The organism is Streptomyces sp. SAS_281 (assembly GCF_052542855.1).
In genome coordinates this window covers 13,408-36,218 of the sequence record NZ_JBMNDO010000085.1, presented here as the reverse complement: position 1 = coordinate 36,218, position 22,811 = coordinate 13,408, and the positions used below count along the sequence as shown (strand labels likewise).

General features: G+C 70.5%; 17 protein-coding genes. 13 read left to right on the top strand and 4 right to left on the bottom strand.

All coding sequences use genetic code 11. From position 1 onward, the window contains the following. Window positions 1–97: 97 nt before the first annotated feature. Together ACN6LM_RS27005 and ACN6LM_RS27000 are read right to left on the bottom strand one after the other, a co-directional pair. Window positions 98–844 (bottom strand): TetR/AcrR family transcriptional regulator, encoded by a 747-nt coding sequence (locus tag ACN6LM_RS27005; RefSeq protein WP_445067990.1) that lies wholly within the window; start codon window positions 842–844, stop codon window positions 98–100. Between the two features lie 331 nt (window positions 845–1,175). Beyond that, a complete protein-coding gene (locus ACN6LM_RS27000; protein WP_445067989.1) occupies window positions 1,176–2,750 on the bottom strand; it encodes an MFS transporter in 1,575 nt (524 codons plus the stop codon). Window positions 2,751–3,570: 820 nt separating this feature from the next. Here ACN6LM_RS27000 and ACN6LM_RS26995 point away from each other — a divergent pair. Next, entirely contained in the window at window positions 3,571–6,402 is a 2,832-nt protein-coding gene (locus ACN6LM_RS26995; protein ID WP_445067988.1) for a LuxR C-terminal-related transcriptional regulator, read from the top strand. A gap of 484 nt (window positions 6,403–6,886) precedes the next feature. Then, window positions 6,887–7,729, top strand: a complete 843-nt coding sequence (locus tag ACN6LM_RS26990) for a hypothetical protein (protein WP_445067987.1) — start codon at window positions 6,887–6,889, stop codon at window positions 7,727–7,729. A gap of 67 nt (window positions 7,730–7,796) precedes the next feature. Here the strand turns inward: ACN6LM_RS26990 and ACN6LM_RS26985 are convergent, their stop codons facing one another. Together ACN6LM_RS26985 and ACN6LM_RS26980 are read right to left on the bottom strand one after the other, a co-directional pair. Further along, window positions 7,797–9,056: an ATP-grasp domain-containing protein gene (locus ACN6LM_RS26985; RefSeq protein ID WP_445067986.1), complete on the bottom strand. Its 1,260-nt coding sequence runs from the start codon at window positions 9,054–9,056 to the stop codon at window positions 7,797–7,799. After that, window positions 9,053–10,315, bottom strand: a complete 1,263-nt coding sequence (locus ACN6LM_RS26980) for an ATP-grasp domain-containing protein (RefSeq protein ID WP_445067985.1) — start codon at window positions 10,313–10,315, stop codon at window positions 9,053–9,055. The genes ACN6LM_RS26985 and ACN6LM_RS26980 overlap by 4 nt, the downstream gene beginning before the upstream one ends. A 406-nt stretch (window positions 10,316–10,721) precedes the next feature. On the opposite strand from ACN6LM_RS26980, the gene ACN6LM_RS26975 reads away from it, so the two are divergent. The 11 genes from ACN6LM_RS26975 to ACN6LM_RS26925 all read left to right on the top strand — a co-directional run bounded on the left by ACN6LM_RS26975 (window position 10,722) and on the right by ACN6LM_RS26925 (window position 22,646). Beyond that, the gene (locus ACN6LM_RS26975) at window positions 10,722–11,651 is read left to right on the top strand and encodes an N-acetylneuraminate synthase family protein (RefSeq protein WP_445067984.1); all 930 of its coding nucleotides are present in this window, start codon (window positions 10,722–10,724) and stop codon (window positions 11,649–11,651) included. 7 nt (window positions 11,652–11,658) lie between these two features. Next, window positions 11,659–12,468 carry an SDR family oxidoreductase gene (locus tag ACN6LM_RS26970; RefSeq protein WP_445067983.1) on the top strand — a complete coding sequence of 270 codons (810 nt, stop codon included), beginning with the start codon at window positions 11,659–11,661 and terminating at the stop codon, window positions 12,466–12,468. A gap of 34 nt (window positions 12,469–12,502) precedes the next feature. After that, on the top strand, window positions 12,503–14,419 hold the full coding sequence (locus tag ACN6LM_RS26965) for a transketolase family protein (RefSeq protein ID WP_445067982.1): 1,917 nt from the start codon (window positions 12,503–12,505) through the stop codon (window positions 14,417–14,419). Between the two features lie 42 nt (window positions 14,420–14,461). Continuing rightward, the gene (locus tag ACN6LM_RS26960) at window positions 14,462–15,136 is read left to right on the top strand and encodes an RraA family protein (RefSeq protein WP_445067981.1); all 675 of its coding nucleotides are present in this window, start codon (window positions 14,462–14,464) and stop codon (window positions 15,134–15,136) included. A gap of 9 nt (window positions 15,137–15,145) precedes the next feature. Further along, entirely contained in the window at window positions 15,146–16,054 is a 909-nt protein-coding gene (locus tag ACN6LM_RS26955) for an SDR family oxidoreductase (RefSeq protein ID WP_445067980.1), read from the top strand. Further along, the gene (locus ACN6LM_RS26950; protein ID WP_445067979.1) at window positions 16,051–17,388 is read left to right on the top strand and encodes a D-arabinono-1,4-lactone oxidase; all 1,338 of its coding nucleotides are present in this window, start codon (window positions 16,051–16,053) and stop codon (window positions 17,386–17,388) included. The genes ACN6LM_RS26955 and ACN6LM_RS26950 overlap by 4 nt, the downstream gene beginning before the upstream one ends. Then, window positions 17,385–18,062, top strand: coding sequence for an HAD family hydrolase (locus tag ACN6LM_RS26945; protein ID WP_445067978.1), 678 nt, complete (start codon window positions 17,385–17,387; stop codon window positions 18,060–18,062). The genes ACN6LM_RS26950 and ACN6LM_RS26945 overlap by 4 nt, the downstream gene beginning before the upstream one ends. Further along, complete coding sequence (locus ACN6LM_RS26940; RefSeq protein ID WP_445067977.1) at window positions 18,059–19,048, top strand: branched-chain amino acid transaminase; 990 nt, start codon at window positions 18,059–18,061, stop codon at window positions 19,046–19,048. The genes ACN6LM_RS26945 and ACN6LM_RS26940 overlap by 4 nt, the downstream gene beginning before the upstream one ends. 157 nt (window positions 19,049–19,205) lie before the next feature. After that, a complete protein-coding gene (pssA, locus tag ACN6LM_RS26935) occupies window positions 19,206–20,039 on the top strand; it encodes a CDP-diacylglycerol--serine O-phosphatidyltransferase (protein ID WP_445067976.1) in 834 nt (277 codons plus the stop codon). Between the two features lie 37 nt (window positions 20,040–20,076). Further along, window positions 20,077–21,354, top strand: coding sequence for an ATP-grasp domain-containing protein (locus ACN6LM_RS26930; protein ID WP_445067975.1), 1,278 nt, complete (start codon window positions 20,077–20,079; stop codon window positions 21,352–21,354). Next, complete coding sequence (locus ACN6LM_RS26925; RefSeq protein WP_445067974.1) at window positions 21,351–22,646, top strand: MFS transporter; 1,296 nt, start codon at window positions 21,351–21,353, stop codon at window positions 22,644–22,646. Before ACN6LM_RS26930 ends, ACN6LM_RS26925 begins: the two co-directional genes overlap by 4 nt. Window positions 22,647–22,811 lie beyond the last annotated feature (165 nt).

Sequence of the window (22,811 nt, the reverse complement as noted above, 5' to 3'; positions counted from 1 at the left end):
GCCGGACGTCGACTCCACGACCGGTGCGCCGGGACGGAGTTCGCCGCGTTCCTCGGCTCTTTCGAGCATCGAGACGGCGGCTCGTGCCTTCATGCGGTCAGACGGTGGCTTCCCCTTGCCGGGCGCGTACCAGGACCTCGACACCGTCGAGCACCCGCTGCAGTCCGAAGGTGAACTCGTTGGTCGGCGCGTCGATGACACCGGCCGCGACGAGGCCGCTCAGCGCGGGGAAGGTCGCCTCGTCGATGAGGTGGGCGAGGATGCGCCCGTACTGGGGCATGGAGTCCTTGTTCTCGCCCGGCATCTGCAGCGCGTTGGGGGACAGCTTGGTCCCGGCGTGCACATAGCCGTTCATCAGCAGCACCACGGAGAACTGCTCGGTGGCGCTGAGCCGGGTGCCGGCCAGCATCTGCAGACCGCACTCCATCCACGACAGCTGGCCCGGCTCCAGCGGCGGCCCGCTCGTCGGGATCTGCAGCATCCACGGGTGGCGCTGGTAGACGCCCAGCAGCTCCGTGGTCCAGCGCTCGAGGCCGGCCCGCCAGTCCTTGACCCGCGTCCCGGGAAACGGCGGGGCGCCGTACGCGGTGTCCAGCATGAGCGCCAGCAGGTCGTCCTTGGTCGCCACATGGCGGTACAGGGACATGGTCGCGCAGCCCAGCCGCTCGGCCAGGCGGGCCATGGAGAGCTGGGGGAGACCTTCGGAGTCGGCGTACTTGATCGCCTCGGTGACGATCCGCTCCTGGCTCAGCTCCAGCTGGGAACTTCGCGGCGGACGCTGCCGGGATTCCCACACCCGCGCCACGCTCGGAGGCAGGGCTCCGTCCTTGTCTTTGGTGCTCACCTGATGCTCGCTCTCAACGGAGTCTGGACGGGACGCGTGGGGGTAAGTGAAACGTACCGGTGCCGGTGCCCACGCGGCGGTGCCGGAGCTCTGCGCGGCAGGCTGTCGCCGAGTCTAGGGCGTGTCTCGGCAGCGGCGCCGTCCACCCGCAGGGCGGGCCGGGCGGTGCGGCGAGAGTGCGTGACAGGCGTCGCGCGGCAGGCGGGACTTTCGAAACACGCACTGGTGTCCCGGGGCCGCCGGGCCGGGGAGCGCCGGTACCGGCGTGCGACGGTGCCCCGCCCGTGGTGCACGGGCGGGGCACCGTCGCCTGCGAAAGCTGTGGTGCCTCTCACGGGGCGGGTTCCACCACCTGCGGCACACCCTTCTTCGGGGGTGTCGGCTCCGAAGAGGTGGCGACGGGCACCTTGCGCAGCAGGAACGAGCTGACCACGGCGGTCACGCCGAGGACGGCCACGGCGGTCAGCGCTGCCAGGTTGAGGCCGTTGGTGAAGGCTTCCTGCCCGGCCTTCAGGAGCTGGTCGCCGGCGTGGCCGGGGAGCTGGGAGGCCACCGCGTTGGTCCCGCCGATGCTGCCGCGCGCGCCCTCCAGGGCCGCCGAGGACACACCGCTGGGCTCCACGTCCGCCATCTGGTGGTGGAAGACGGCCAGACCGATGGTGCCGAACGAGGCGAAGCCGAGCGCGTTGCCCAGCTCGTTGGCGGTCTCCGAGACGGCGGCCGAGGATCCGGCGCGCTCCACCGGGGCGGAGGCCAGGACGATGTCGGCGACCAACGCCTTCACCATGAGCAGACCGGCCGCGATGAGCGCCACACCCCCCATGACGAACAGGATCGGCGAGCTGACCTCGACAAAGGTCAGCAGCCCGCAGCCGATCGCCATGACGATCATGCCGACCGCGAGGAAGTTGCCCGGCCGCACCCGCCGGGAGTACTTCGCGGTGATCGGGGCGGCCATGGCCACCACGGGGAAGGCGGTCAGCGACCAGAGGGCGGCGGTGAAGGGCCGCAGGCCCAGGACCGACATCATGAACTGGTTGACCAGCAGGTTGATGCCGATGAGCGTGCCGTGCACGACCAGGGTGATGGAGACCGAACCGGTGAAGCCCCGGTTGCGGAACAGCTCCAGGTCGAGAAGGGGGCTCGCCGCGGTGCGCTGGCGCTGCACGAAGAGCACACCGACCACGCAGCCGACGGCGACGACGATCACGGACTCCGTGCTGTAGCCGTTGACGGCCAGCTCCTTGACGCCGTAGACGACCGACAGGATCGCCACGAAGGACAGCACCGCGCCCACCACGTCGAGCTTCCCGCGCGAGGGGTCGCGGTGCTCCGGCAGCAGGAACGGCGCGAGCAGCACCAGCAGAAGCATGATGGGGATGTTGATGAGGAAGACCGATCCCCACCAGAAGTGGTCGAGCAGCAGGCCGCCGATCACGGGGCCGAAGGCCGTGCTGCTGGTGAGCACGCCGGTCCAGGCCGCGATGGCGGTCTTGCGCTGATCCGGATCGTTGAACATGACGCGGATCAGGCCGAGGACGGTCGGCGTCATCGGTGCCGCCGCCAGGCCGAGCAGGGCCCGGCAGGCGATGAGAGCCTCCGGCGTGGTCGCCAGGGCCGCGCCGGCCGAGGCGACGCCGAACATCAACGACCCGATGATGAGCAGTTTGCGCCGGCCGATCTTGTCGCCGACCCACCCCATCGGGATCAGCAGTCCGGCCAGGACGAATGGATAGACATCCATGATCCACAGCAGCTGGGGCGCGCTCGGCTTGAGGTCCGCGCTGATGTCCGGTACGGCGAAGTTCAGTACTCCGATGTCCAGCATGATCAGCAGCGAACCCAGGGTGAGCACAGCCAGGCCCACCCACTCCTTGGTGCCGGCCCTGGCCTTGATCTCAGTCATCGCTCTCCCTCTCGTTGCGTACGTCGCACGCTAACGCGTATCGCATACGCGTAGCGTACCGAGTATCGTGACGCGTATCAAGTACGCACCCCAGCCGATCGGGCTGAGACTCCTGTTCAGGGCTACCGGGATGGGCGCCTGCCCTTCCGTTGCACGTCATCGCCTGTTTGCTTGAAGGGTGAACTGGCGAACGAGCGGCTAGGTTGGACGCCGAACACGTTGGTGAACACGCGAACAGCGCAACGAGGATCGACGAGGGCCGCTACCGGGGCCACGGGGGAGTCGATGGAGTGTGTCGGAAGTGTGGGAAGGGCTGGGCGGTACCTGCCGGCCCTCGGAGTACGAGGCGGACGCGCCTCCGCGATCGCCCGCGGAGGCCCCTGTGACCGCTACCAGGAACGGTCGACGAGAACGAGGGCGATGGTGCCCCGGCTCTGATCGCGGCATCGGCTCGGGCCCTCCGGCCGCCCCCCGAAGAGTCGTATACGGCTCGGCTGTTCGCCGATGGTGTGGCGAGTGGGGAAGACCGGAGTGATCGAACCGGCGTATCGGTCCGCCGCACCGGACCGTTGGCGTTCCGCACGGCACCCGGGCCGGCGTCCCGTGTCACTGGCTCAGGACGGGCACCGCCGGATCGGCGCGGGGCGAACCGCGCGAGATCGTACGGACCGTGCTCAGCCGGGTGGACGTCCGCTTTCTCCAAGCGGACAACCGGTGCCGTTTGTGCAGCGTACTGACTCGGAGCGAGTCCAATGGTGGATTCTGCATGCCGGGTTGCCTTTAATGCTTAATTAACGGGGAAATTAGGGGGCAGCGAAATATGGGTGACCATATATACCGTGAAGCACTCGAAAGTCTTATCGATCAGTACACCGAATCGGTCGCCGGCAGTGGCCAACTCGCCCTCGTCACGGGCGGACTGGCAAGCGGGAAGACCCACTTGCTGTATGACTTCGCAAGCTATGTGAAGCAACAGGACGCGCTCCATCTCACCGCGACCGGCTCCCGGGCCGAGTCCACCTTCCCGGTTGGCGTCATCGACCAGTTGTGCCGTAACGCCGAAATACCGCCGGAGGTGGCGACCCGAATCTCCGGGCTGTTGCAGTCGGACTCGCTGGCACGTGAGTACACCCCCGACGACCTGGACCTGCGCCGGCAGGACGCCAGGATCATCCACGCCGTCAGCGTCGAACTGCTGGAGCTGTCCAGGAACCGCCCCCTGGTCATCAGCATCGACGACATGCAGTTCGTCGACGGCCTGTCGCTCCAGCTGCTCCTGCACCTGCGCCGCCGCATGGCCTCGGCCCAGGTGATGATCGTGATGACCGAATGGAGCTGGGGCCACCCCGCCCTGTCGCGGTTCCACGCCGAGATCACCCAGCAGCCCCACCGGCACCTGAAGCTCGCCCCCCTGGCGGTCGCGGAGGTCGCCGAACTCCTCGCCCGGGAGACGGACGCGCGGCACGCCGAGGAGTACGCGCCCTCCTTCCACCGCTTCACGGGTGGCAACCCCCTGCTGACCAGGGCACTGATGGAGGACTACGGCCAGCGCTGCGCGATGCCGCCCGCCTGTGACGGCGACCCCGCCGAGCGCGCCGCCGGCCCCGTCTTCGCCCAGGCCGTTCTCAACTGCCTCTACCGCTGGGACACCCGGCTGCTCGAAGTGGCCCAAGGGCTGGTCGTGCTGGGCGAGGAGGCGACCCCGCAGCTCGTCGGGCAGCTGGTGTCCCTCCCCGTCGAGTCCGTGGAGCAGGTGGTGCAGGTGCTCTCGTCGGCCGGCCTGCTCAAGGGCAGCCGCTTCCGGCACGCAGTCGCCGAGGACGCCGTCATGGGCACCCTCGACTCCGCCACGCGGGCCCGCAGACACGGCGCGGCCGCCCGGCTCCTCCAGGACCAGGGCGCCGACGCCCAGACCGTCGCCGCCCACCTCATCGCCGCGGGCGGGACCCCGGACAACTGGAACGTCCCGGTGCTCAAGTCCGCCGCGGCCAGGGCCCAGGCCGCCGACGACGTCGACCGGGTGGTCGACTGCCTGGAACTGGCCGTCGCCGCCTCCACCGACAACGAGGAGCGCCGTGAGCTGCGCCGCGGCCTCGCCCGCTCCGTGTGGCGGCTCGACCCGGCGGCCGCCGACCGCCACCACGCCGAGGCCCGGCAGGCGATGCGGGACGGCACCCTCACCAAGCAGGACTGCGTGGCACTGCTCAAGCAGTCCCTCTGGCAGGGTGACCTGGCCACCGCGAAGGCCGCGAACCAGGCGTACATGACCCTCGACGGCCCCCGCGACAAGTACACCGAGGCGGAACTGGTCCTCACCTACCGCTGGTTCTACGGCCCGATGTCCGGACACGGCTGCGAGGACGGGGAAACCGCCCGCCGGGGCGACAGCGAGGCGCGTGAGGAGGACCCGTGGACCCGCGCGGTCAACTCGGTGGCCACCGGACCCCTCTCGGCCGGCGTCAAGAACGCCGTGGCCAGCGCGGAGCACATCCTGGAAAGCTGCCGGCTCGGCGAGCCCCTCCTCGAGGTCGTCATCGCCGCCCTGCTGACCCTGGTGTGCGGCAACCTCCTGGACCGGGCCGGCGAGCGGTGCGACGCCCTGTACGCCGAGGCGGAGCGCCGCGGCGGGCTGACCTGGCAGGCCGCCCTCGGGAGCGTACGGGCCGACATCGCCCTGCGCCGGGGAGACCTGAGCACCGCCGTCTCGCACGCCCAGTCCGCGCTCGCGCTGCTCCCCCCGCAGAGCTGGGGCGTGATGCTCGGCTACCCGCTCAGCACGCTGGTGCGCGCCCACACCGCCATGGGCGAATTCGACGCCGCAGAGGAATCGGTTCGCCAGTTCACCTCGGAAGCGACCCCGACCACTGTGTGGGGCCTGCGCTTCCTGCACGCGCGGGGCCACTACTACCTGGCGACCGAGCGGGTGCTCGCCGCCGTCAAGGACTTCCAGACCTGCGGCCGGCTCGCCTACGACTCGGAGCTCGACGTCGCCGAGCTCGTGCCCTGGCGCAACGGCCTTGCCGAGGCCAACATGCGGCTCGGGCGCACCAACGTGGCGCAGGACCTGGTCAAGCAGCAGCTCAACCGGCCCCAGGGCGTGGACCTGTGCACCCGGGGCGTCTCCTTGCGGCTGCTCGCCGCCGCCGCCGGCGACCCCATGCAGCGCACGGCCCTGCTGCGCAAGTCCGTCGACCTGCTCCAGGTCTCCGGCGACCGCATGGAGCTGGCCCGCTCGCTGGCCGACCTGAGTGAGGCGTACCAGGGCGTGGGGGAGTTCGACGAAGCACGGGCGACCGCCTGGCGGGCCGTTCAGGAGACCAAGATCTGCCAGTCGGGATCGCGCCCGTTGCAACAAGTGCCCGCGCAGCGCAGCGTCGAGACCGTCGTACCCGCCCGGGAGGCCGAGGCCGACACCCCGGCCGCGGCCATCGGCGCCGGCACCGGTGCCGACGGTGTGACGCTCAGCGAGGCCGAGGGCCGGGTGGCCCAGCTGGCCGCCCGGGGCTTCAGCAACCGCGAGATCAGCCGCAAGCTGTTCATCACGGTGAGCACCGTCGAGCAGCACCTGACGCGCGTCTACCGCAAGCTGGGTGTCAACAGCCGCCGGGCCCTGCCCACGCTTCTCCCGCTGCCGCAATTGCAGGCCATGTAATGCCCTTCGGGCACGCTAAGGGCTGTCCCGCAATTCCAGGCGGGCGCACGACGACAGCCACGGCACCTCGCCGCGTTGTCGAAACGCCCGAATACATCCAGTATGCGGGCGCCTCTCCGCCTTGCGATGCACCGCATCCGACGCCGCGCGCTGATCCACCGGGAATTGCGGACAGCCCTTAGGGGCTGTTAGGGGTATTCGGGGGAGAGCCCCTCTCCATAACGTACAGACAGTGGAACGGCCGAGGACCGCCCTTGCGAGCGCACGCCCCCGTGCAGCTCGCCGACGGCGACGGCCGACCATGGCGAGAGTTCGCACGACGCATCCGCCGGATGCCGTCACGGGCTCTCCGGACGACCGGTCCGGAGCGGTGGGGTCCCTGTTCCCCCGCGTATCCCGCCCCTCCGGACCGGTCTTCCGTAACACCGGCAAACCGCGTCCCCCACCGGACGCACCCGGAATGTCTCGTCACGTGGAGGGTGCCATGAGCGGACTGATGCACTGGGAGGAATTGCGTTCCGGGGATTCCGGAGAGGTGGTCCTGGCGGTCGACGCTCCGCCCCACGGCCCGGCGGCGGCCGACTTCCGCGAGCTGACCCCTCTTCTGGAGACCCGGCACAGCGTGTGGCGCGCCGTGGAACGCCCGCACGGCGAACACCCGCGCGGCACGTCCCTGGACGCCTACCTCGCGCCCTGGACCGATGAGATCCGCTCCCGGGGGCTGCGGGTACGTGCGGTGCTCGGCTACAGCCTCGGCGGGATCTTCGCCGGTGTGATCGCCGACGGCATCGGCCGCTCGCAGGGCACCACCCCCGAAGTCCTCCTGTTCGACCCCGAACTGGTGGACACCGACATGGTTCTGGACGAGTTCCGCCGACTGGTGTCCACGCTCTCCCCGAGCCTCGCGAGCGGGAAGCTGGAGCGCCTGGAGCGCGACGGTGCCGCCACCCTGGACACGCACCGGGACGACGCCAAGGCCCTGGCCCTGGGCCTGTACTCGGCACTCAGCCACGCCATGGACGGCGAACTGGACGCGGTGGGCTCCACCGCCGGCCTCGCCCTGGACATCATGAACCTGGCCGCGGCCCGGCTGTCCTCGCTCGCCCTCGCCGAGTCGGTCGACGTGCTCCCGCTCTGGCTCGCCGGCACCGCTCTGTGCTCGTCCAGCCCCGACAGTGGCCTGAGCCGGACCAGGACCGCCATGCTGCTGCCCGAGGCCGCTCTCGTCGGCCGGGAAATCCTCTTCGAGGAGCAGCACGCCGAGGTGCTCAGAAGCTCCGCGGTGGCCCGCAAGGCGTCCGAGCTGCTCAGCGGCCCCCGCACCTGACCTCACCCCCACCGGCACCGCAGCGCCCGATCGCCCTCGCGACCGGGCGCTGCCGCTCGTGACCGGCTCAGCCCGCGGAGGCCGCCTGCCCGCCGTCGGCGCGGATCACCGTCGAGCGCTCGAACCAGTCCAGCGTCTCGGCCAGCGACGCCTCCACTTCGGCCCGGGTGGCTCCGGTGGCCAGCACGGAGCCGATCTTCTCCACGCTCAGCCGGGCGGGCTTCAGGACCGCCCCCGCCTCGGCGTGCCGGTGGTAGGCGCTGATGCCGGGCACCGGGCAGGTGTCGGGGATCTCCAGCAGCGTTCCCGGGCGCGGCGGGAAGAGCGAGAGCCCCGCGATCCGCTCGGGCGCGGCCGGGATCACCGGGACGTCGTGCGCGGCCAGCGACCGCACGTACACCTCCGGCAGCGTGATCCCGAAGCCGAGCCGCAGCACGTGCTCGATCATCCCGCCGCCCATACGGCTCGCCACCTCGTTGAACACCAGCGACCCCGCCGTGTCGCGGAAGACCTCGGCGTGGAACATGAAGGTGCCGGGCACCGGAAGGGCCGCCAGGGCGCTGCGGGTGATCTCCCGCAGCGGTTCCAGCAGCGGATCGTCCGGATCCAGCAGGCAGCTGTGGAGCGCGCGTCCGCGGATGATGTCCAGGCAGGAGGTGTCGCCCTGGGTCGAGGGCCACATCAGCAGCGGTTGTCCGTCGGCGATGATGCCGTCGACGTGGAACAGCTCGTGCTCGATGTACTTCTCGACCAGCAGCTGAGCCCCGTCGTCCGTGCCGAGGTCACGGTGGGCGGCCAGCAGTGACGTGAGACCGTCCTGGTCCCGGAGGACGTGCACGTCCATGGAGCCGCCGCCTCTTCGCGGCTTGACCACGACCGGATATCCCTGCTCCTCGACGAAGCCCAGCAGGTCGTCCAGATGGCTCACCGGGGCGTACGGCGCCACGGGGACGCCGGCCCCGTCGAGCAGCCGCTTCATCCGCAGCTTGTCCCGGAAGGCGACGGCGCTGCCGACGTCCTGGCCGGGCAGGTCCATCAGCTGCCGCAGGCGCGCGGCCCGCAGGATGTCGAACTCCGACAGGGCGATCACCCGGTCGAAACCCGTCTTCCGGTGGAGTTCCAGTGCGTGCAGCTCGACCAGGGGATTGAAGTGGAAGTCGGGCAGAATTTCCACCTGCGCATATCCTGCGAGTTGCTCCGCCCTGGTCGCCGGGTCGGCCGATACCGCCGCCTCGTCGGTGAGGAGCACCGCTTGGTGGGCGTCGCCGATCCACTCCGGGAAGCGCCGGCCCGAAAGCGGAGTGCGGTTCAGAACCAGAAACCTCACCGTACCTCCACGGATATCGCGTCACGGAACTCCAGGAATCCGGAATCCACGGCCTCGGCGGTCTCGTCGGAGAACAGCACATGCCCGTGGGCCGCCGACGCGTGCGGCGGAACAAGGACCCGGTCGCCGATCCGCCCGTACAGCACGATCTCACTGACGCGCTCGTCGTCGTCGATCTTCTCCATGCCGTGAACGCCGACGAGTTCGCCGGCCCGCTCGGCGAAGAACAGGTAGAAGCCCGTGGGCTTCGGGGACCGCGGCGGGACCAGCCTCGCCTCACGCCCAGTGGAAAGATCGAGCAAAGCTTCCACCATGTCGATGCCAGTACTGAGGAGCACCGACTGATAAACCGGGCCGCCGCCCAGCCGCCCGGCCGTCTCGAGAATGTACGGCTCACCTTCCTCGGTCAGCCGGAATTCCGTGTGCGTGGCCCCGGTGTCGATACCCAGTGCCCGGTGCGCCTCGGCGGTCACCGCCGTGATGCGCTCGACGAGCTCTCCCGGCAGCCGGGTCGGCGTGGTGTAGTAGACCTCTTCGAAGAAGGGCCCTTCCATGGGCAGCGGCTTGTCGTGCACGGCCACCACGTGCGTGTTCCCGCCGACGACCAGTGACTCGACGCTGATCTCCGAGCCGGGGACGTAAGCCTCCATCAGCACGGCTTCGCCGTACTCCTCCTTGGTGCGCACGTGCAACGGGTCGTGCGTGAAGCCCGTCCAGGCGCCGTGCCTGATCGTGTCGAAGTGCTCGGCCAGCTCGCCGTCGTCGTCGACCCGGCGCACGTACTTGCTGCCGCCGCCGATGAGCGGCTTGAGCACCAGCGGATACCCGACGGAGGCGGCCGCCTCCCGCGCTTCTCCCAGGTCACGGGCGAGGGCGAAGCGCGGCTGGACCAGGCCGGCGGCACCGAACGCGGAGCGCATCGCGTACTTGTCGCGCGCCAGAAAGGCAGCCCGCTCGCCCACCGACGGCAGTCCCAGTCCGGCCGCCACGGCCGCGGCGGCCGGCACGCTCTGCTCGACGAACGTCAGGACGCCGCGGATGGGCTCGGTCTCCTCGGAGGCGAGCAGCCTGGCCGCCGCCACCGTGTCCTCGATGCTGGCGGTGTCCGCCACCACCACGCGGTCGACGAAGTCCGCCTCCCACGTCGCGTCCTTCATCACCATCAGGAGCCGCTCACCGTGCTCCCGCGCATAGTCCCGCACCCGGGCGAGGTGCTTTCGCCGACTGAGGTTCCGCGTGTGCAGTAGGAGGATGCTCACAGTTGTGTGTCTCTCAAATCGTTGAAATGCCGCTTGCGGACGGGTAGTTGAGAAGCAGAATCCTCTACTCGGCGTCTTGGTGCCCAGGTTGAGATCAAGCTCACGTCACTACTTGTCAACTAGGGCTGTCCGTACGGAGATTGAGGCCAAAAAAACATTGCTTCAGCGCGATCAGACCATGCTAGCGTTCGCCGGGTCAAACACCTCGGGGGAGCTGTGAGTCGTTTCGCGACCCGTCCCGCCGGGGATTCCAGGGGAATCATCAGCACGCGGGGGGCGTAGTCAAATGTCGCGCAGTGTCACTATAGGCAACAGGACCATCACCGACAGTACTGAAGCCTTTGTGATAGCTGAGATAGGTCACAACCACGGCGGAGACATCGGGCTGGCCGCGGAACTCGTGCGCATGGCTGCGGAATCCGGCGCCGACGCCGCCAAGCTCCAGAAGCGCGACAACAAGTCGCTGTACACCGAGGCGATGTACAACCAGCCGTACACGGGACGGAACAGCTACGGCGCCACGTACGGATTGCACCGCGAAGCCGTGGAATTCGGGGAGAAGGAGTACCGCCACCTCGCCCAGGTCGCCGCCGAGGCCGGCATCGCCTTCTTCTCGACCGCCTTCGACTTCAACAGTGTCGATTTCCTCTCCGAGTTGGGCGTACCGGCCATCAAGATGGCCTCCGGCGACCTCACCAACACACCGCTGCTCGCCTACGCGGCGAAGACCGGCATCCCGCTGGTCATCAGCACCGGCGGAGCGGACATGACGGACGTCCGCCGCGCCGTCGAGACCATCCTGCCGCTCAACGACCAGCTCGCCGTGCTCCAGTGCACCGCCGCCTACCCCGCCACGCCCGACGTGCTGAACCTCTCGGTCATCAACACCTACCGCGAGGAGTTCCCCGACGTGGTCGTCGGTCTCTCCGGCCACGACATCGAGACCGAGTCGAGCGTCATCGCCTACACCCTCGGCGCGCGCGTCATCGAGAAGCACGTCACGCTCGACCGCTCCATGCCCGGCAGCGACCACCACTTCTCGCTCGAAGCCGGCCATCTGCGGGAGCTCGTCGACAGCCTGGAGCGCACCCGCCGCTCCCTGGGCAGCCCGGTCAAGGAACTGCTGCCGGTCGAGGCGCCCGCCCTGCACAAGATGGCCAAGAAGCTCGTCGCCGCCCGCGCCCTGGCCGCCGGCGAGATCCTCGTCGCCGACGACATCGCCATCAAGTCGCCCGGCGACGGCCTGCGGCCATACCTGCTGGAGGAGCTGGTAGGCCGGCCGCTGCTGGCGTCGCTGGCCGCCGACGAGGACATCCAGCTCAGCAACCTCGGCTGATCGCGCCATGAGTGCACACACCGACCTGACGGGACAGGTCGCGGTCGTCACGGGCGTTCTCGGCAAGCTCGGCGCCATCTGGACCGACACGCTGCTCGGCGCCGGCGCCCGGGTCGTGGGCCTGGACCGGGTGCCGTCCGTCCCGGACGCCTTCGCCGCCGTACTCGAACGCCATGACGCCGGCCGCTTCCACCTGCTGGAAGCCGATGTCACGGACACCGGGAGCCTGCGCGCCGCGCTGGCCCGGTGCCGGGCGGAGGCCGGCACGCCGACGATCCTCGTCAACAACGCGGGGATCGACCAGCCGCCGTCCGCCACCGGCGACAGCTGGCTCTTCGGCGACATCCCGGCCGAGGTGTCCGCGGCCGTCCTCGACGTCAACGCGCTGGGGGTGCTGCGGGTCAGCCAGGTCTTCGGTACGGCGATGGCAGAGGCGGGTGCGGGCTCCGTCATCAACATCGGCTCCCTGTACGGGTCGATGGCGCCCGATCCGCGCCTGTACGAGCACCTGCCCCAGGACCCGCCGTTCCTCAAGCCGCCGGCGTACGGCATGTCCAAGGCCGCCGCCGCCGCCCTGACCCGCTACCTCGCCGCCCTGTGGGGGCCCGCCGGCGTACGGGTCAACACGCTCTCACCGGGGGGCGTCCTCGGCGGCCAGGACCCCGAATTCCGGGCCAAGTTCAGCGCACGCGTACCGCTGCGGCGAATGGCCGAACCCTCGGATCTGACCGGGCCGCTGCTGTTCCTCGCCTCCGGCATGAGCAGCTACGTGACCGGCACCGAGCTGCTCGTCGACGGCGGTTACGTCAGCTGGTGAGGCGGAGGCCGTCACCCGTACTCCTGGAGAAGTCATGAACACCACCCTCGCCTGGCTGCCCGCCGACGAGTTCACGCGCATCCTGAACGGCATCCCCGACCGTCACGACCGGAGCAAGGCGTTCGCGGACGCCGCCCGGGTCAACACCCTCTACAGCATCATGCGAGCGGGCTCCGGCCACCTCGGATCCAGCTTCAGCGCGGCCGACACCGTCGCCTGGCTGCTGCTGGAGGAGATGAGGTCACCCTTCGAGCCCGACGGAGACGTCTACTTCTCGTCCAAGGGCCACGACGCGCCCGGGCTCTACGCGGCACTGATCGCCCTCGGCGCGCTGCCCGAGGACAAGCTCCACCAGCTGCGCAGGCTCGGCGGCCTGCCCGGCCACCCCGACGTCAGCCTCCCGCACATGCACGCCAACACCGGCTCCCTCGGGATGGGCATCTCCAAGGCCAAGGGCATGATCCTGGCCGACCGGCTCATCGGCGCCAACCGCCGTGTCTACCTCCTCACCGGGGACGGTGAGCTCCAGGAGGGCCAGAACTGGGAGGCGCTGGCAGGAGCCGTCCACCGCGACATGGGCGAACTGACCGTCATCGTGGACCACAACAAGATCCAGTCGGACACCTGGGTCACCGAGGTGAGCGACCTCGGTGACCTCCAGGCCAAGTTCGCCGCATTCGGCTGGGCCGTGCTGCGCTGCGACGGGAACTCCGCCAAGGACCTCGACGCCACCCTCCGCCTCCGTGAGAAGGAGTGCGCCGGCCGGCCCGCGGTCATCATCGCCGACACCGTCAAGGGCGCCGGCTGCACCACGTTCGCGGCGACCTCCATGCCCGAGGGGGAGTGGCGCTACCGCTTCCACAGCGGGGCGCCCGGCGTCGAGGACTACCTCGCCGCACACCGGGAGCTGGTGGCGTCCGTCGACGGACTGCTCGGCCGCCACGGCCTGGCCCCGCTCGCCCTGACGACCGCGGAAACGGTACTGCCCGCCAAGGCGACCGGCCCGAAACTCCCCGAGGTCTACGGCCGGGCCCTGGTCGAACGCGCCCGGACGGACGAGCGGATCGTGGCGCTCGACGCCGACCTCGTCCTCGACACCGGCCTCATCCCGTTCTCCGAGGCCCTTCCGGACCGCTTCTTCGAGTGCGGCATCGCCGAACAGGACATGGTGTCGATGGCGGGAGGTCTCGCCTCGCGCGGCCTGCTGCCGTTCGCGCACTCCTTCTCCTGCTTCCTGCACGCCCGGCCCAACGAGCAGATGTACACCAACGCCACCGAACGCCGGAAGGTCGTGTACGTCGGCTCGCTCGCCGGCCTCATCCCGGCCGCGCCGGGCCACTCCCACCAGGCGGTGCGCGACATCAGCGCGCTCGGCGCCATCCCGGGCCTGGTCCTGCTGGAGCCGGCGAACTCCGCCGAGACCGAGGCCGCCGTCGCGTTCTGCGCCGAGACCGACTCCAGCGTCTACCTCAGGCTCGTCAGCACCCCGGTGTCCGAGGAGGCCGAGTCGCTGGGCGCGCAGCCTCTGGAGACCGGCCGCGGTCGCGTCGTCAGGCCGGGCGGCCGCACCGTCGCCATCGGCTCCGGACCCATCGTGCTCACCCAACTGCTGCGCGCCGCGGACCTGCTGGCGGCCGACGGCGTCGGCCTCACCGTGGTGGAGCTGCCCTGGCTGAACCGGGTGGACACCGCCTGGCTGGCCGAAACGGCCGCAACGGCCGACGAGTTGTTCGTGGTCGAGAACCACTACACCCACGGCGGTCAGGCGGACCTGATCGCCCGGGCCCTGCTGGAGCTCGGAGCCGACCGCGTCCCGTCGTTCGCCGGCATCGGCCTGACCGACGTGCCGCTGTGCGGCACCGAGGCGGAGGTCCTCGACGCCCACGGCCTGAACGCCCACACACTCGCCACCCGGATCCGCGCCGGGCTGCGGCCGTCCCGGGACAGCTGACGCACCGGTCCGAGCCACCCACACCATCAAGAGGAGCACCCTATGGACACGGTCTACAACGACCTCTCCCGGCCGTCGCAGGACATCGTCGACGGCTTCCGTGAACTGCTCGCCGAGTACAGCCCGAGCTGCGTGGTCACCGACGCCCAGCGACGAGCCGGAGCGATCGGCGGGTTCCAGGTCGTCCGTCACGACCAGAAGATCGCCGGGCCCGCGTTCACCATCGACCTGTCGATCGACGACTGGGTCAACACGCTGCCCATCCTCTCCCGCGCGCAGCCCGGCGACGTCATCGTCATGGCCTGCCACGGTCTGGCCACCACGGCGATGTGGGGCGGCCTGACCGCCACGGTCTCCCACAAGTTCGGCATCGCCGGGTCCATCATCGACGGCGCCGCCCGGGACATCGACGAGATCCGCGACATCGGCTTCCCCGTCTGGTACCGCACCACCTCCCCGCGGCAGTCGCCCGGAGCCGTCCACGACCGCATCGAGCCCGTCCAGGTCAATGTGCCGGTCTCGGTCGGCGGCCAGGTGATCTTCCCCGGCGACATCATCGTGGCCGACGAGAACGGCGTCGCCACCGTGCCCTCGGGCAGCGCCAAGGCCGTGCTGGAAAGCGCCCGCGGCGTGGCGGCACGCGAGAACGAGATCCGCGACCGCATCGGCTCCGGTGCGACCGCGGCCGACCTGCGGGCCGAGTTCGGCAACCTCTGAGGAGAGACGATGCGCCTCTACATCACCGGAGCGGACGGCAGCCTCGGCAAGGCCCTGACCCAGGAGCTGAGCACCGATCCGCGCACCGCCGACTGGCCCGTCCTCGGGGTGTCCGTGGCGGACTTCGACATCGGCGACGAGCACGCCGTGACCGCCTCCGTCGAGTCCTTCCGCCCGGACATCGTGCTCCACCTCGCCGCCATCTCCATCGTGGCCGCCTGCGAGACGGACACCGAACTCGCCCTGCGCGTCAACGTCGCCGGTGTGCACCAGGTCGCCGAGGCGTGCCGCAGGACCGGCAGCCGCATGGTGTACATCTCCAGCGACTACGTCTTCGACGGCGTCTCGGCCCCCGAGGACGACTACCGGGAGACGGACGTCCCCAACCCGCTGAGCCTGTACGCGCTCACCAAGCTCGCCGGCGAGCAGATCGCCGAACGGGTGCCCGAGCACCTGGTGGTCCGCACCTCCTGGCTGTTCGGCGGTGCGGCGGAGAACAACGACGACGTCCTCGCCACCATCCGCTCCGCCGAGCGCGGCGAGCGCCAGGAGCTGATCGACGACCAGTACAGCCGCCCCACCTACACCGTCGACCTGGCGCGGGCCCTCATCCACCTGATCACCCTGGACGAGTTCCCCACCGGCCTCCTGCACGTCGCCAACCGGAACCCGGCGACCCGCTACGAACTGGGCGCCCGCGCCCTGAACGAGTACGACCCCAAACTGTGCGCCGAGCACCCGCCGACCGCGGTCTCCTTCGACGACTGCACCTTCGTCGGCGGCAGGCCCAAGGCCTCCGTCCTCAACACCGACCGGCTCGCGCGGCTCGGTATGACCATGCCGACCTGGCAGGACGCCGTGTCCAGGCACTGCGCGGTGCTCCGCGACGAAGCCGAATCCCGGAAGGCCACCGCATGAAACTGTTGAACCGGGCCACCGCCGCCCCCGCAACCTGGCGCAACTGGGCCCGGTCGGCGCGCTGCACGCCCGACCGCATCATTCGCGCCACGCACGAGAGCGACCTCGTCGACGCCGTGCGCTACGCGTCCGACCGCGGCCTGCCCCTGCGCGCCGCCGGGACGGGCCACTCGTTCAACCCCCTGGTCACCACCAGCGGTGTCGTGCTGGACATGACCGGCTGCACCGGCATCGTCGCCCTCGACCCCGACGCCCCGTCCGTCACCGTGCGCGGCGGCACCCTCCTGCGGGAGCTGAACTGGGCGCTCGACAAGGCCGGGCTGGCCCTGTCCAACATGGGCACCCTCGAAGAGCAGACCATCGCCGGGGCCATTTCCACCGGCAACCACGGGAGCGGGCTCGCCCACCGCCCCTTCTCCGGGCAGGTCCTCGCCCTCACCCTCGTCACCGCCGACGGCAGCGTCCGCCGTTGCTCCCCCGAGGAGGACCCGGAACTCTTCGCCGCCGCCGCCACCTCCCTGGGCGCGCTCGGCGTCATCTCCACCGTCACCCTGCGCTGCGTACCCAAGTACAACCTCCGCGTCACCGAGGGCAGCCTGCCGCTGGAAAGCATCCTGGAGGACATCGAGGCGTACGCCGGCAGCGCCGAGCACGCCACGTTCTCCCTGAAGGGCTGGAGCGACAACGCCTCCACGCTCAAGCTGGAGCCGACCGACGCGCCGGTGTCCGCCGACGCCGACCGCCGCCGCCGCGCCAACACCCTCGGCGAGGTGCGCTGCGCCACCGCGGGGCTGGCGGGCCGCATCGACCAGCGCAGCGTGCGGCGCATCATGACCGCCCAGCTCGGCGGGGGATCCGGGCCCGCGGACTACGTCGACGTCAGCTACAACGCGTTCACCTTCCCGCAGCCGGTGAAGTTCCTCTCCCTCGAGTACGCCCTGCCGTTCACCTCGTCGGCCGACACGGTGCGTCAGGTGCACGAGGAGGTCAAGCGCTTCGGGCTGCGGACCCCGTACTCCATCACGGTGCGCTTCAGCGCCGGTGACGAGCTGCTGCTCAGCCCTGCCCAGGGACGCACGACGACCTACGTCAACATCACCGTCCCGCGCACCGTCGGCTACACCGAACTGCTGCGCACCTTCGAGGCGGTGCTCCTGGAGCACGACGGCCGGCCGCACTGGGGCAAGGCTCACACGGCCACCGCCGAGATCGTCGCCGACCGCTACCCCGGCTGGAAGGCGTTCCAGGACATCCGGGCCGAACTCGACCCGCAGTCCCTGTTCACCAGCGACTACCTCAGGCGGGTGCTCGGAAGCACGCGTCCCCGGCCGTGACCCCCGCCGGCGCCGTCACGGCCGTCGCCGTCCTCATGGACTTCGACGGTCTCCTGTGCGACACCGAACGGGCCGCCCACCGGTCCTGGCGGAACCTCTACGGCCGGTACGGGCTCGCGTTCCCGGACGAGGTCTGGACCGCCATGATGGGCCGGGCGACCGGTGAGTCGTACGCGGTCCAGGACCTCTCCCGGCGGCTGGACCGAGCCCTGACCACCAGCGAACTCCAGGAGCGGCGTCGGGACAAGCAGCGCCTGGCCTCGGCGGAACCGCTGAGGCCGGGCGTGGCCCGCCTGCTGGAGAGCGCCGGCAGCCAGGGCATCGCCTGCGCGGTCGTCTCCAGCTCCGAGCGGGCCTGGGTCCACGGCCATCTGGAGCGCCTGGGCGTCCGGGAGCGGTTCGGCGAAGTGGTCACCGGCGAACAGGTCCGGGCCCGCAAACCCGCGCCCGATCTGTACCTGCGGGCGCTGGAACTGCTGGGCGCCGACCCGGCCGACTGTCTGGCGCTGGAGGACTCCGCCACCGGCGTCGCCGCGGCGAAGGCCGCGGGCCTGCGCTGTGTGGCGGTACCCGGCGCCCGAGGCAATCGTTCCGGGCTGGACGCGGCCGATCTCGTGCTCGACAGCCTGGAGCACCTCTCCACCACCAAGCCCCAAAAGGTGAGATCCGTATGACGACAGAAGCAGAATCCCCGGGCGCCCCCATGTCCATCATGGACTCGCTGGTGCGCACGGACGCCGACGGCCCCGAGTGGCTCTGGCGCAGCGGCTCCCTGATCCCCTGGGCCGAGGCGAGCGTGCACGTCAACGCCGTGGGTCACGCCTCGGTCGCGGCGGTGTTCGAGGGCATCAAGGCGTACGTCTCGCACGACGGCAGCGGGCTGCTGGTCCTCCGGCTGGACGAGCACCTCCAGCGCCTCTACGACTCGGCGCGCATCGTCCGCCTCCACATCCCCTACGACCTCCCGACGCTGCGCGAGGCCGTCCTGGACGTCCTGCGCGCCAACCGGTACCGCGAGGACGTGTACCTGCGGCCCTGGGCGTTTCCGGAGGGCGTCATCCAGGAACAGATGGTTCCGGCCGGCGTCACCTGCGAAGTGGTCGTCGACAGCTGGACCTTCACGAGCGGTCTGGGCACCGAGCGCGGCTGCCGGGCGGCGGTCAGCTCCTGGACCCGCATCAACGAGTCGTCCATGCCGCCGCGGGTCAAGGCGTTCTCCAACTACCACAACGGCCGTCTCGCGATGATCGAGGCGCGGGAGAACGGCCACGACTGGCCCATCCTGCTCAACGAGCGCGGCAAGGTGAGCGAGGGCCCCGGGGCCTGCATCGCGCTCGTCCGCGACGGCGAGGTGATCACCCCGTCGACCACCAGCGGGATCCTGGAGAGCCTCACCCGGGCGACCTCGCTGACCCTGCTGCGCGAGATGGGCCGCACGGTGGTCGAACGCGATGTCGACCGCACCGAGCTGTACCTGGCCGAGGAGGTCTTCTTCATGGGCACCGGCTGGGAGATCCTGCCGGTGACCTCGGTGGACGGACTCCAGGTCGGGGACGGGACCGCCGGCGAGGTCACGCGCGCACTCGACGCGGCCTACGCCGCCGTGGTGCGCGGCACCTCGGACCTGCACAAGGACTGGGTCACCGAAATCCCGTTCTGACCGCCGCGTTGGGCATCGCGCCGGCTCAACGGTACGGTCTGGTCTTCGACTTGACCGGCCGAGGGGCATCCGGCCCCTCGGCCGCAGACCGCCGGTCCGGCTGCGATGATGCTCGTGCCGACCGGCAGGCAGCCGGACAGACCAGTAGGAGAGCCCGTTGACCGTCACCGAATCCGAAGCCACCGCCCCATGGACGGGGGACACCGCAGGCGCCGTCAAGGGCGCCAAGCGGGAGCCTTCCCCTTCGCGGCTGTCGGTCGCCGACGTTCTGACCCTCGGCAACGCGGCATGCGGCTTCGCCTCCGTCTACTTCATCACCGTGGCCGTTCTCGTGCCGTATCTCACGGAGGGCGAGAGCGCCGGCTCCGTACGGCAGGGAGCGGCCACCGCGGTGCTGCTCATGCTGATGGCCGCCCTGTTCGACGTCTGCGACGGCCTTGTCGCGCGCAGGTTCCGCAGCTCCGGGATGGGGGCCGAGCTCGACAACCTCTCGGACCTGATCAGCTTCGGTCTGGCACCCGCCTATTTCGTGCTGGTGTGGGGGCTGGTGAACGAGTACGACCAGGCCCTGGTCACCGGCGCGGCCGTGGCGGTCGTGCTCGCCGGGCTGCTGCGGCTGGCCCGGTTCTCCTGCACCACCATGCAGGACGGCATGTTCCAGGGCATGCCGATCCCCTTCGCGGCACTGACCGTCGTCTCGGTCGTGCTGCTCCAACTGCCGGCCCCGCTCACGCTGCTCGCAGTCGTGGGTGTCGCCTGGCTCATGGTGAGCCGGGTCCAGTACCCCAAGCCGACCGGCAAGCTGGCGGTCGCCACCATCGCGTGGGCAGCGGTCAACATCGGATGCCTGGCCGCCTGGGCCACCAACCTCGCGGGAGCCGAGAAGCTCCTGGTGACCGGCTGCGCCCTGCAGGTCACGCTGGCGGCCGGGCTGCCACTCTTCGCCGCCGGGCGGCGGGTCAACGCCATGCGGTACCGACGTTCGGCCTGACGTCCCGCGCCCACCTCACTCTTGGAGTCCAGCGCAGATGCATGTGAACCACCAGGCCCACGAGCCCGTCCGTCACCTGCTGGTGGTGGGTGACGAGCGGGACATCGTCGCCCATGCCCGGGAGCTCCGTCCGGAGCTCAGGACCAGTGTCCTGTGCACCCACCAGGAAGCCCGCAAGATGCGGACCACGGACAGCCACCGCAGGGTGGTCGTCGTGGAGGCCGGCGCCCCGCTCGACGAGTGGATCGCCGCCGCACGGTTCGTCCACGCGGTCGAGCCGGTGGACCGGGTGGTGTGTTACGGCGAGGAGGGCCAGGAGCCCGCCGCGCTCATCGCGCTGGAGCTGGGGCTGCCGTGGCACTCCCCGGAGACGGTGAGGGCCGTGGACGACAAGCGCCTGATGCGCGAGCGCCTCGCGGCCGCCGGTGTGGACGACACACCCTGCCTGGAGGCGACGGCGGCGGAGGAGGTCATCGCCTTCGGCGACCGCGTGGGCTACCCGCTGATCTGCAAGCCGGGCCAGGGCGTCGGCAGCCAGGGCGTGGTGCGCTGCGAGGGGCCCGAGGACGTCGCCGAGAAGCTGGAGGTCACGTTCACGGCCGCCGCCGGTCTGCCCCGGTCCGGCGTGCTGGTCGAGCCCTTCCACGAGGGCGAGGAGTTCAGCGTCGAGTGCCTGAGCGAGAACGGTGAGCACATCGCGCTGTGCGTCACCAAGAAGTTCCTCGTCCCGGGCCGGTTCGTGGAGCTGGGCCATGTCCTCCCGGCTCCGCTGCCCGCCTCCGAGGAGGAGCGGATCGTGGCGGCGGTGGCGGCCGCGCTGGACGCCCTGGGCATCGAGGAGGGGGCCACCCACACCGAGGTCATCGTCGGCGAGGGCACGGTCAGGATCGTCGAGACCCATCTGCGGCAGGGCGGCGACCGGATCCCCTACCTGCTGCGGGAAGCCCGTGGCGCCGACATCGTGGCCGCCCTCGCGCGGCAGAGCATCGGCGTGCCCTCCCTCGGCGAGGTACGCGCCGCCTTGGCGAAGGCCGCCGCCGAGCCGCGTTCCGCAGCGATCTGGTACGCGGTGCCGCAGGCAACCGGTGAGCTGCTGGAGGTGCGGGGCGCCGAGGAGATCAGGGCCCGCTCGGGTGTGCGCGATGTCGTGATCCGCAGCGCGCCCGGCGACCGTCTCGGTCCGGTCGCCCGCTCCGCCGACCGGCCCGCCCACGTGTGGGCGGTCGCGGACAGCCCCGAGGCAGCGCTGGAGACGGTACGCGGCGCCGTGGCGGACCTCCGGTTCGTGGTCGGCATACCGGGCAGCCTCGGATGACGGCCGGTGCCCGCGGTTCGGCGCTGAGCAGGCTGGCCACAGGCGTCAGGAGCAGCTCGGCCGGGGAACGCACCCTGGTCGTCAGCTCCCTGTCCGACTCCATGGGCACGGGACTCTTCGCCGCGCTGGCGGCGGTGTTCTTCACCCGGGTCAGCGGCCTGACAGCCACTCAGTTCGCCCTGGGCCTCTCGCTCGCCGGAGCCGTCGGCTTCCTGCTCACCATCCCGATGGGCGTGGTCGGCGACCGCTTCGGAGCCCGGCGTACGCTGATCGTCCTCAATCTGTGGCGGGCCGTCGGCTTCGCCTGCTACGTCTTCGTCACCTCCTTCCCCGCCTACCTGGTCGTCGTCCTGCTGACGGCCGTCGCCGACCGGACCGCCGGCGGGGTCAGCCAGGCCATCGTCGCCGACGTGGCCGGGGACGACCGGCGCGTCAGCCTCATGGCCGTCGTCCGTTCCGTACGGAACGTGGGGTACGCGGTCGGAGGGCTGGCCGCGGGCGTCGCCATCGCGGTCGGCAGCCCCTGGGTCTTCAGGGGGACGCTGTTCGGCATCGCGCTCTTCTACGTGATCTGCGCGGCGCTGCTCGCGCGGCTGAAGACCGCGGACGCCGTGCCCGTACCCCGCGGCACCAAGCGGAGGTGGGCGTTCCGAGACCGTCGCTACCTGGTCTTCACCGGACTGAACACGCTCCTGACGCTGCACGTCACCACGCTCAACGTACTGCTGCCCCTGTGGATCCTGGCCTCGCCCGGGATACCCGAGTCCCTCGTCGCGCTGCCGCTGATCGTCAACACCGTGCTCGTCTCGGTGTTCCAGCTGCCGGCCACCCGGCACATCGCCGACCTGCGGGGAGCGGGACGGGCCGCACTGGCGTCCGCGGTGCTGCTGACCGCCGCGTGCGCCTTCTTCGCGCTCTCCGCCTGGTGGGACGACTCGGCCGGCGCGGTGCCCGTCCTGCTCATCGGGGTGCTCGCGCTGACGGTGGCCGAAATGTGGCAGGCGGCGTCCTCCTGGCAGATCTCGATGGACCTCGCCCCCGAACGGGACCGGTCGCAGTACCTCTCGACGTTCAACCTCAGCAACACCGCGGAGCGGGTCGTCGGACCGGCGGTCCTGCCGGCGCTCGTCATGACGTTCCGGTCCTGGGGCTGGATCGCCGCCTCGGCCGCGGTCCTGGCCGGTGGTGTCGCCACCTGGTGGCTCACCCGTGCGGGCGCCGCCGCACCCGTGGCGGACGCCGGCGGCGAGGTCCCCGGCGAGGGAGTGGCCGGCGGCCTCGGCACGGCGTGATGCCCCTCCTTCCGCCGCGAGGGCGGGCATTCTCGCACCGCACCGGGCTTGCGTTCAAGTGATGCGTCGGGCGGTGCCCGGTCTGTCAAGTCCCGTCAAGCGGAACCCCTGACAGTCGGGCACCTTTGGTCCAGACCTATTGACGGGCCCGGGCCCCCCTTCTAC

What these genes read in the sequence shown, in the direction of transcription:
- ACN6LM_RS27000 (WP_445067989.1), bottom strand. Translation starts at nt 2,750, where the DNA reads ATGACTGAGATCAAGGCCAGGGCCGGCACCAAGGAGTGGGTGGGCCTG.
- ACN6LM_RS26995 (WP_445067988.1), top strand. Translation starts at nt 3,571, where the DNA reads ATGGGTGACCATATATACCGTGAAGCACTCGAAAGTCTTATCGATCAG.
- ACN6LM_RS26990 (WP_445067987.1), top strand. Translation starts at nt 6,887, where the DNA reads ATGAGCGGACTGATGCACTGGGAGGAATTGCGTTCCGGGGATTCCGGA.
- ACN6LM_RS26975 (WP_445067984.1), top strand. Translation starts at nt 10,722, where the DNA reads ATGGCTGCGGAATCCGGCGCCGACGCCGCCAAGCTCCAGAAGCGCGAC.
- ACN6LM_RS26970 (WP_445067983.1), top strand. Translation starts at nt 11,659, where the DNA reads ATGAGTGCACACACCGACCTGACGGGACAGGTCGCGGTCGTCACGGGC.
- ACN6LM_RS26965 (WP_445067982.1), top strand. Translation starts at nt 12,503, where the DNA reads ATGAACACCACCCTCGCCTGGCTGCCCGCCGACGAGTTCACGCGCATC.
- ACN6LM_RS26960 (WP_445067981.1), top strand. Translation starts at nt 14,462, where the DNA reads ATGGACACGGTCTACAACGACCTCTCCCGGCCGTCGCAGGACATCGTC.
- ACN6LM_RS26955 (WP_445067980.1), top strand. Translation starts at nt 15,146, where the DNA reads ATGCGCCTCTACATCACCGGAGCGGACGGCAGCCTCGGCAAGGCCCTG.
- ACN6LM_RS26950 (WP_445067979.1), top strand. Translation starts at nt 16,051, where the DNA reads ATGAAACTGTTGAACCGGGCCACCGCCGCCCCCGCAACCTGGCGCAAC.
- ACN6LM_RS26940 (WP_445067977.1), top strand. Translation starts at nt 18,059, where the DNA reads ATGACGACAGAAGCAGAATCCCCGGGCGCCCCCATGTCCATCATGGAC.
- ACN6LM_RS26930 (WP_445067975.1), top strand. Translation starts at nt 20,077, where the DNA reads ATGCATGTGAACCACCAGGCCCACGAGCCCGTCCGTCACCTGCTGGTG.
- ACN6LM_RS26925 (WP_445067974.1), top strand. Translation starts at nt 21,351, where the DNA reads ATGACGGCCGGTGCCCGCGGTTCGGCGCTGAGCAGGCTGGCCACAGGC.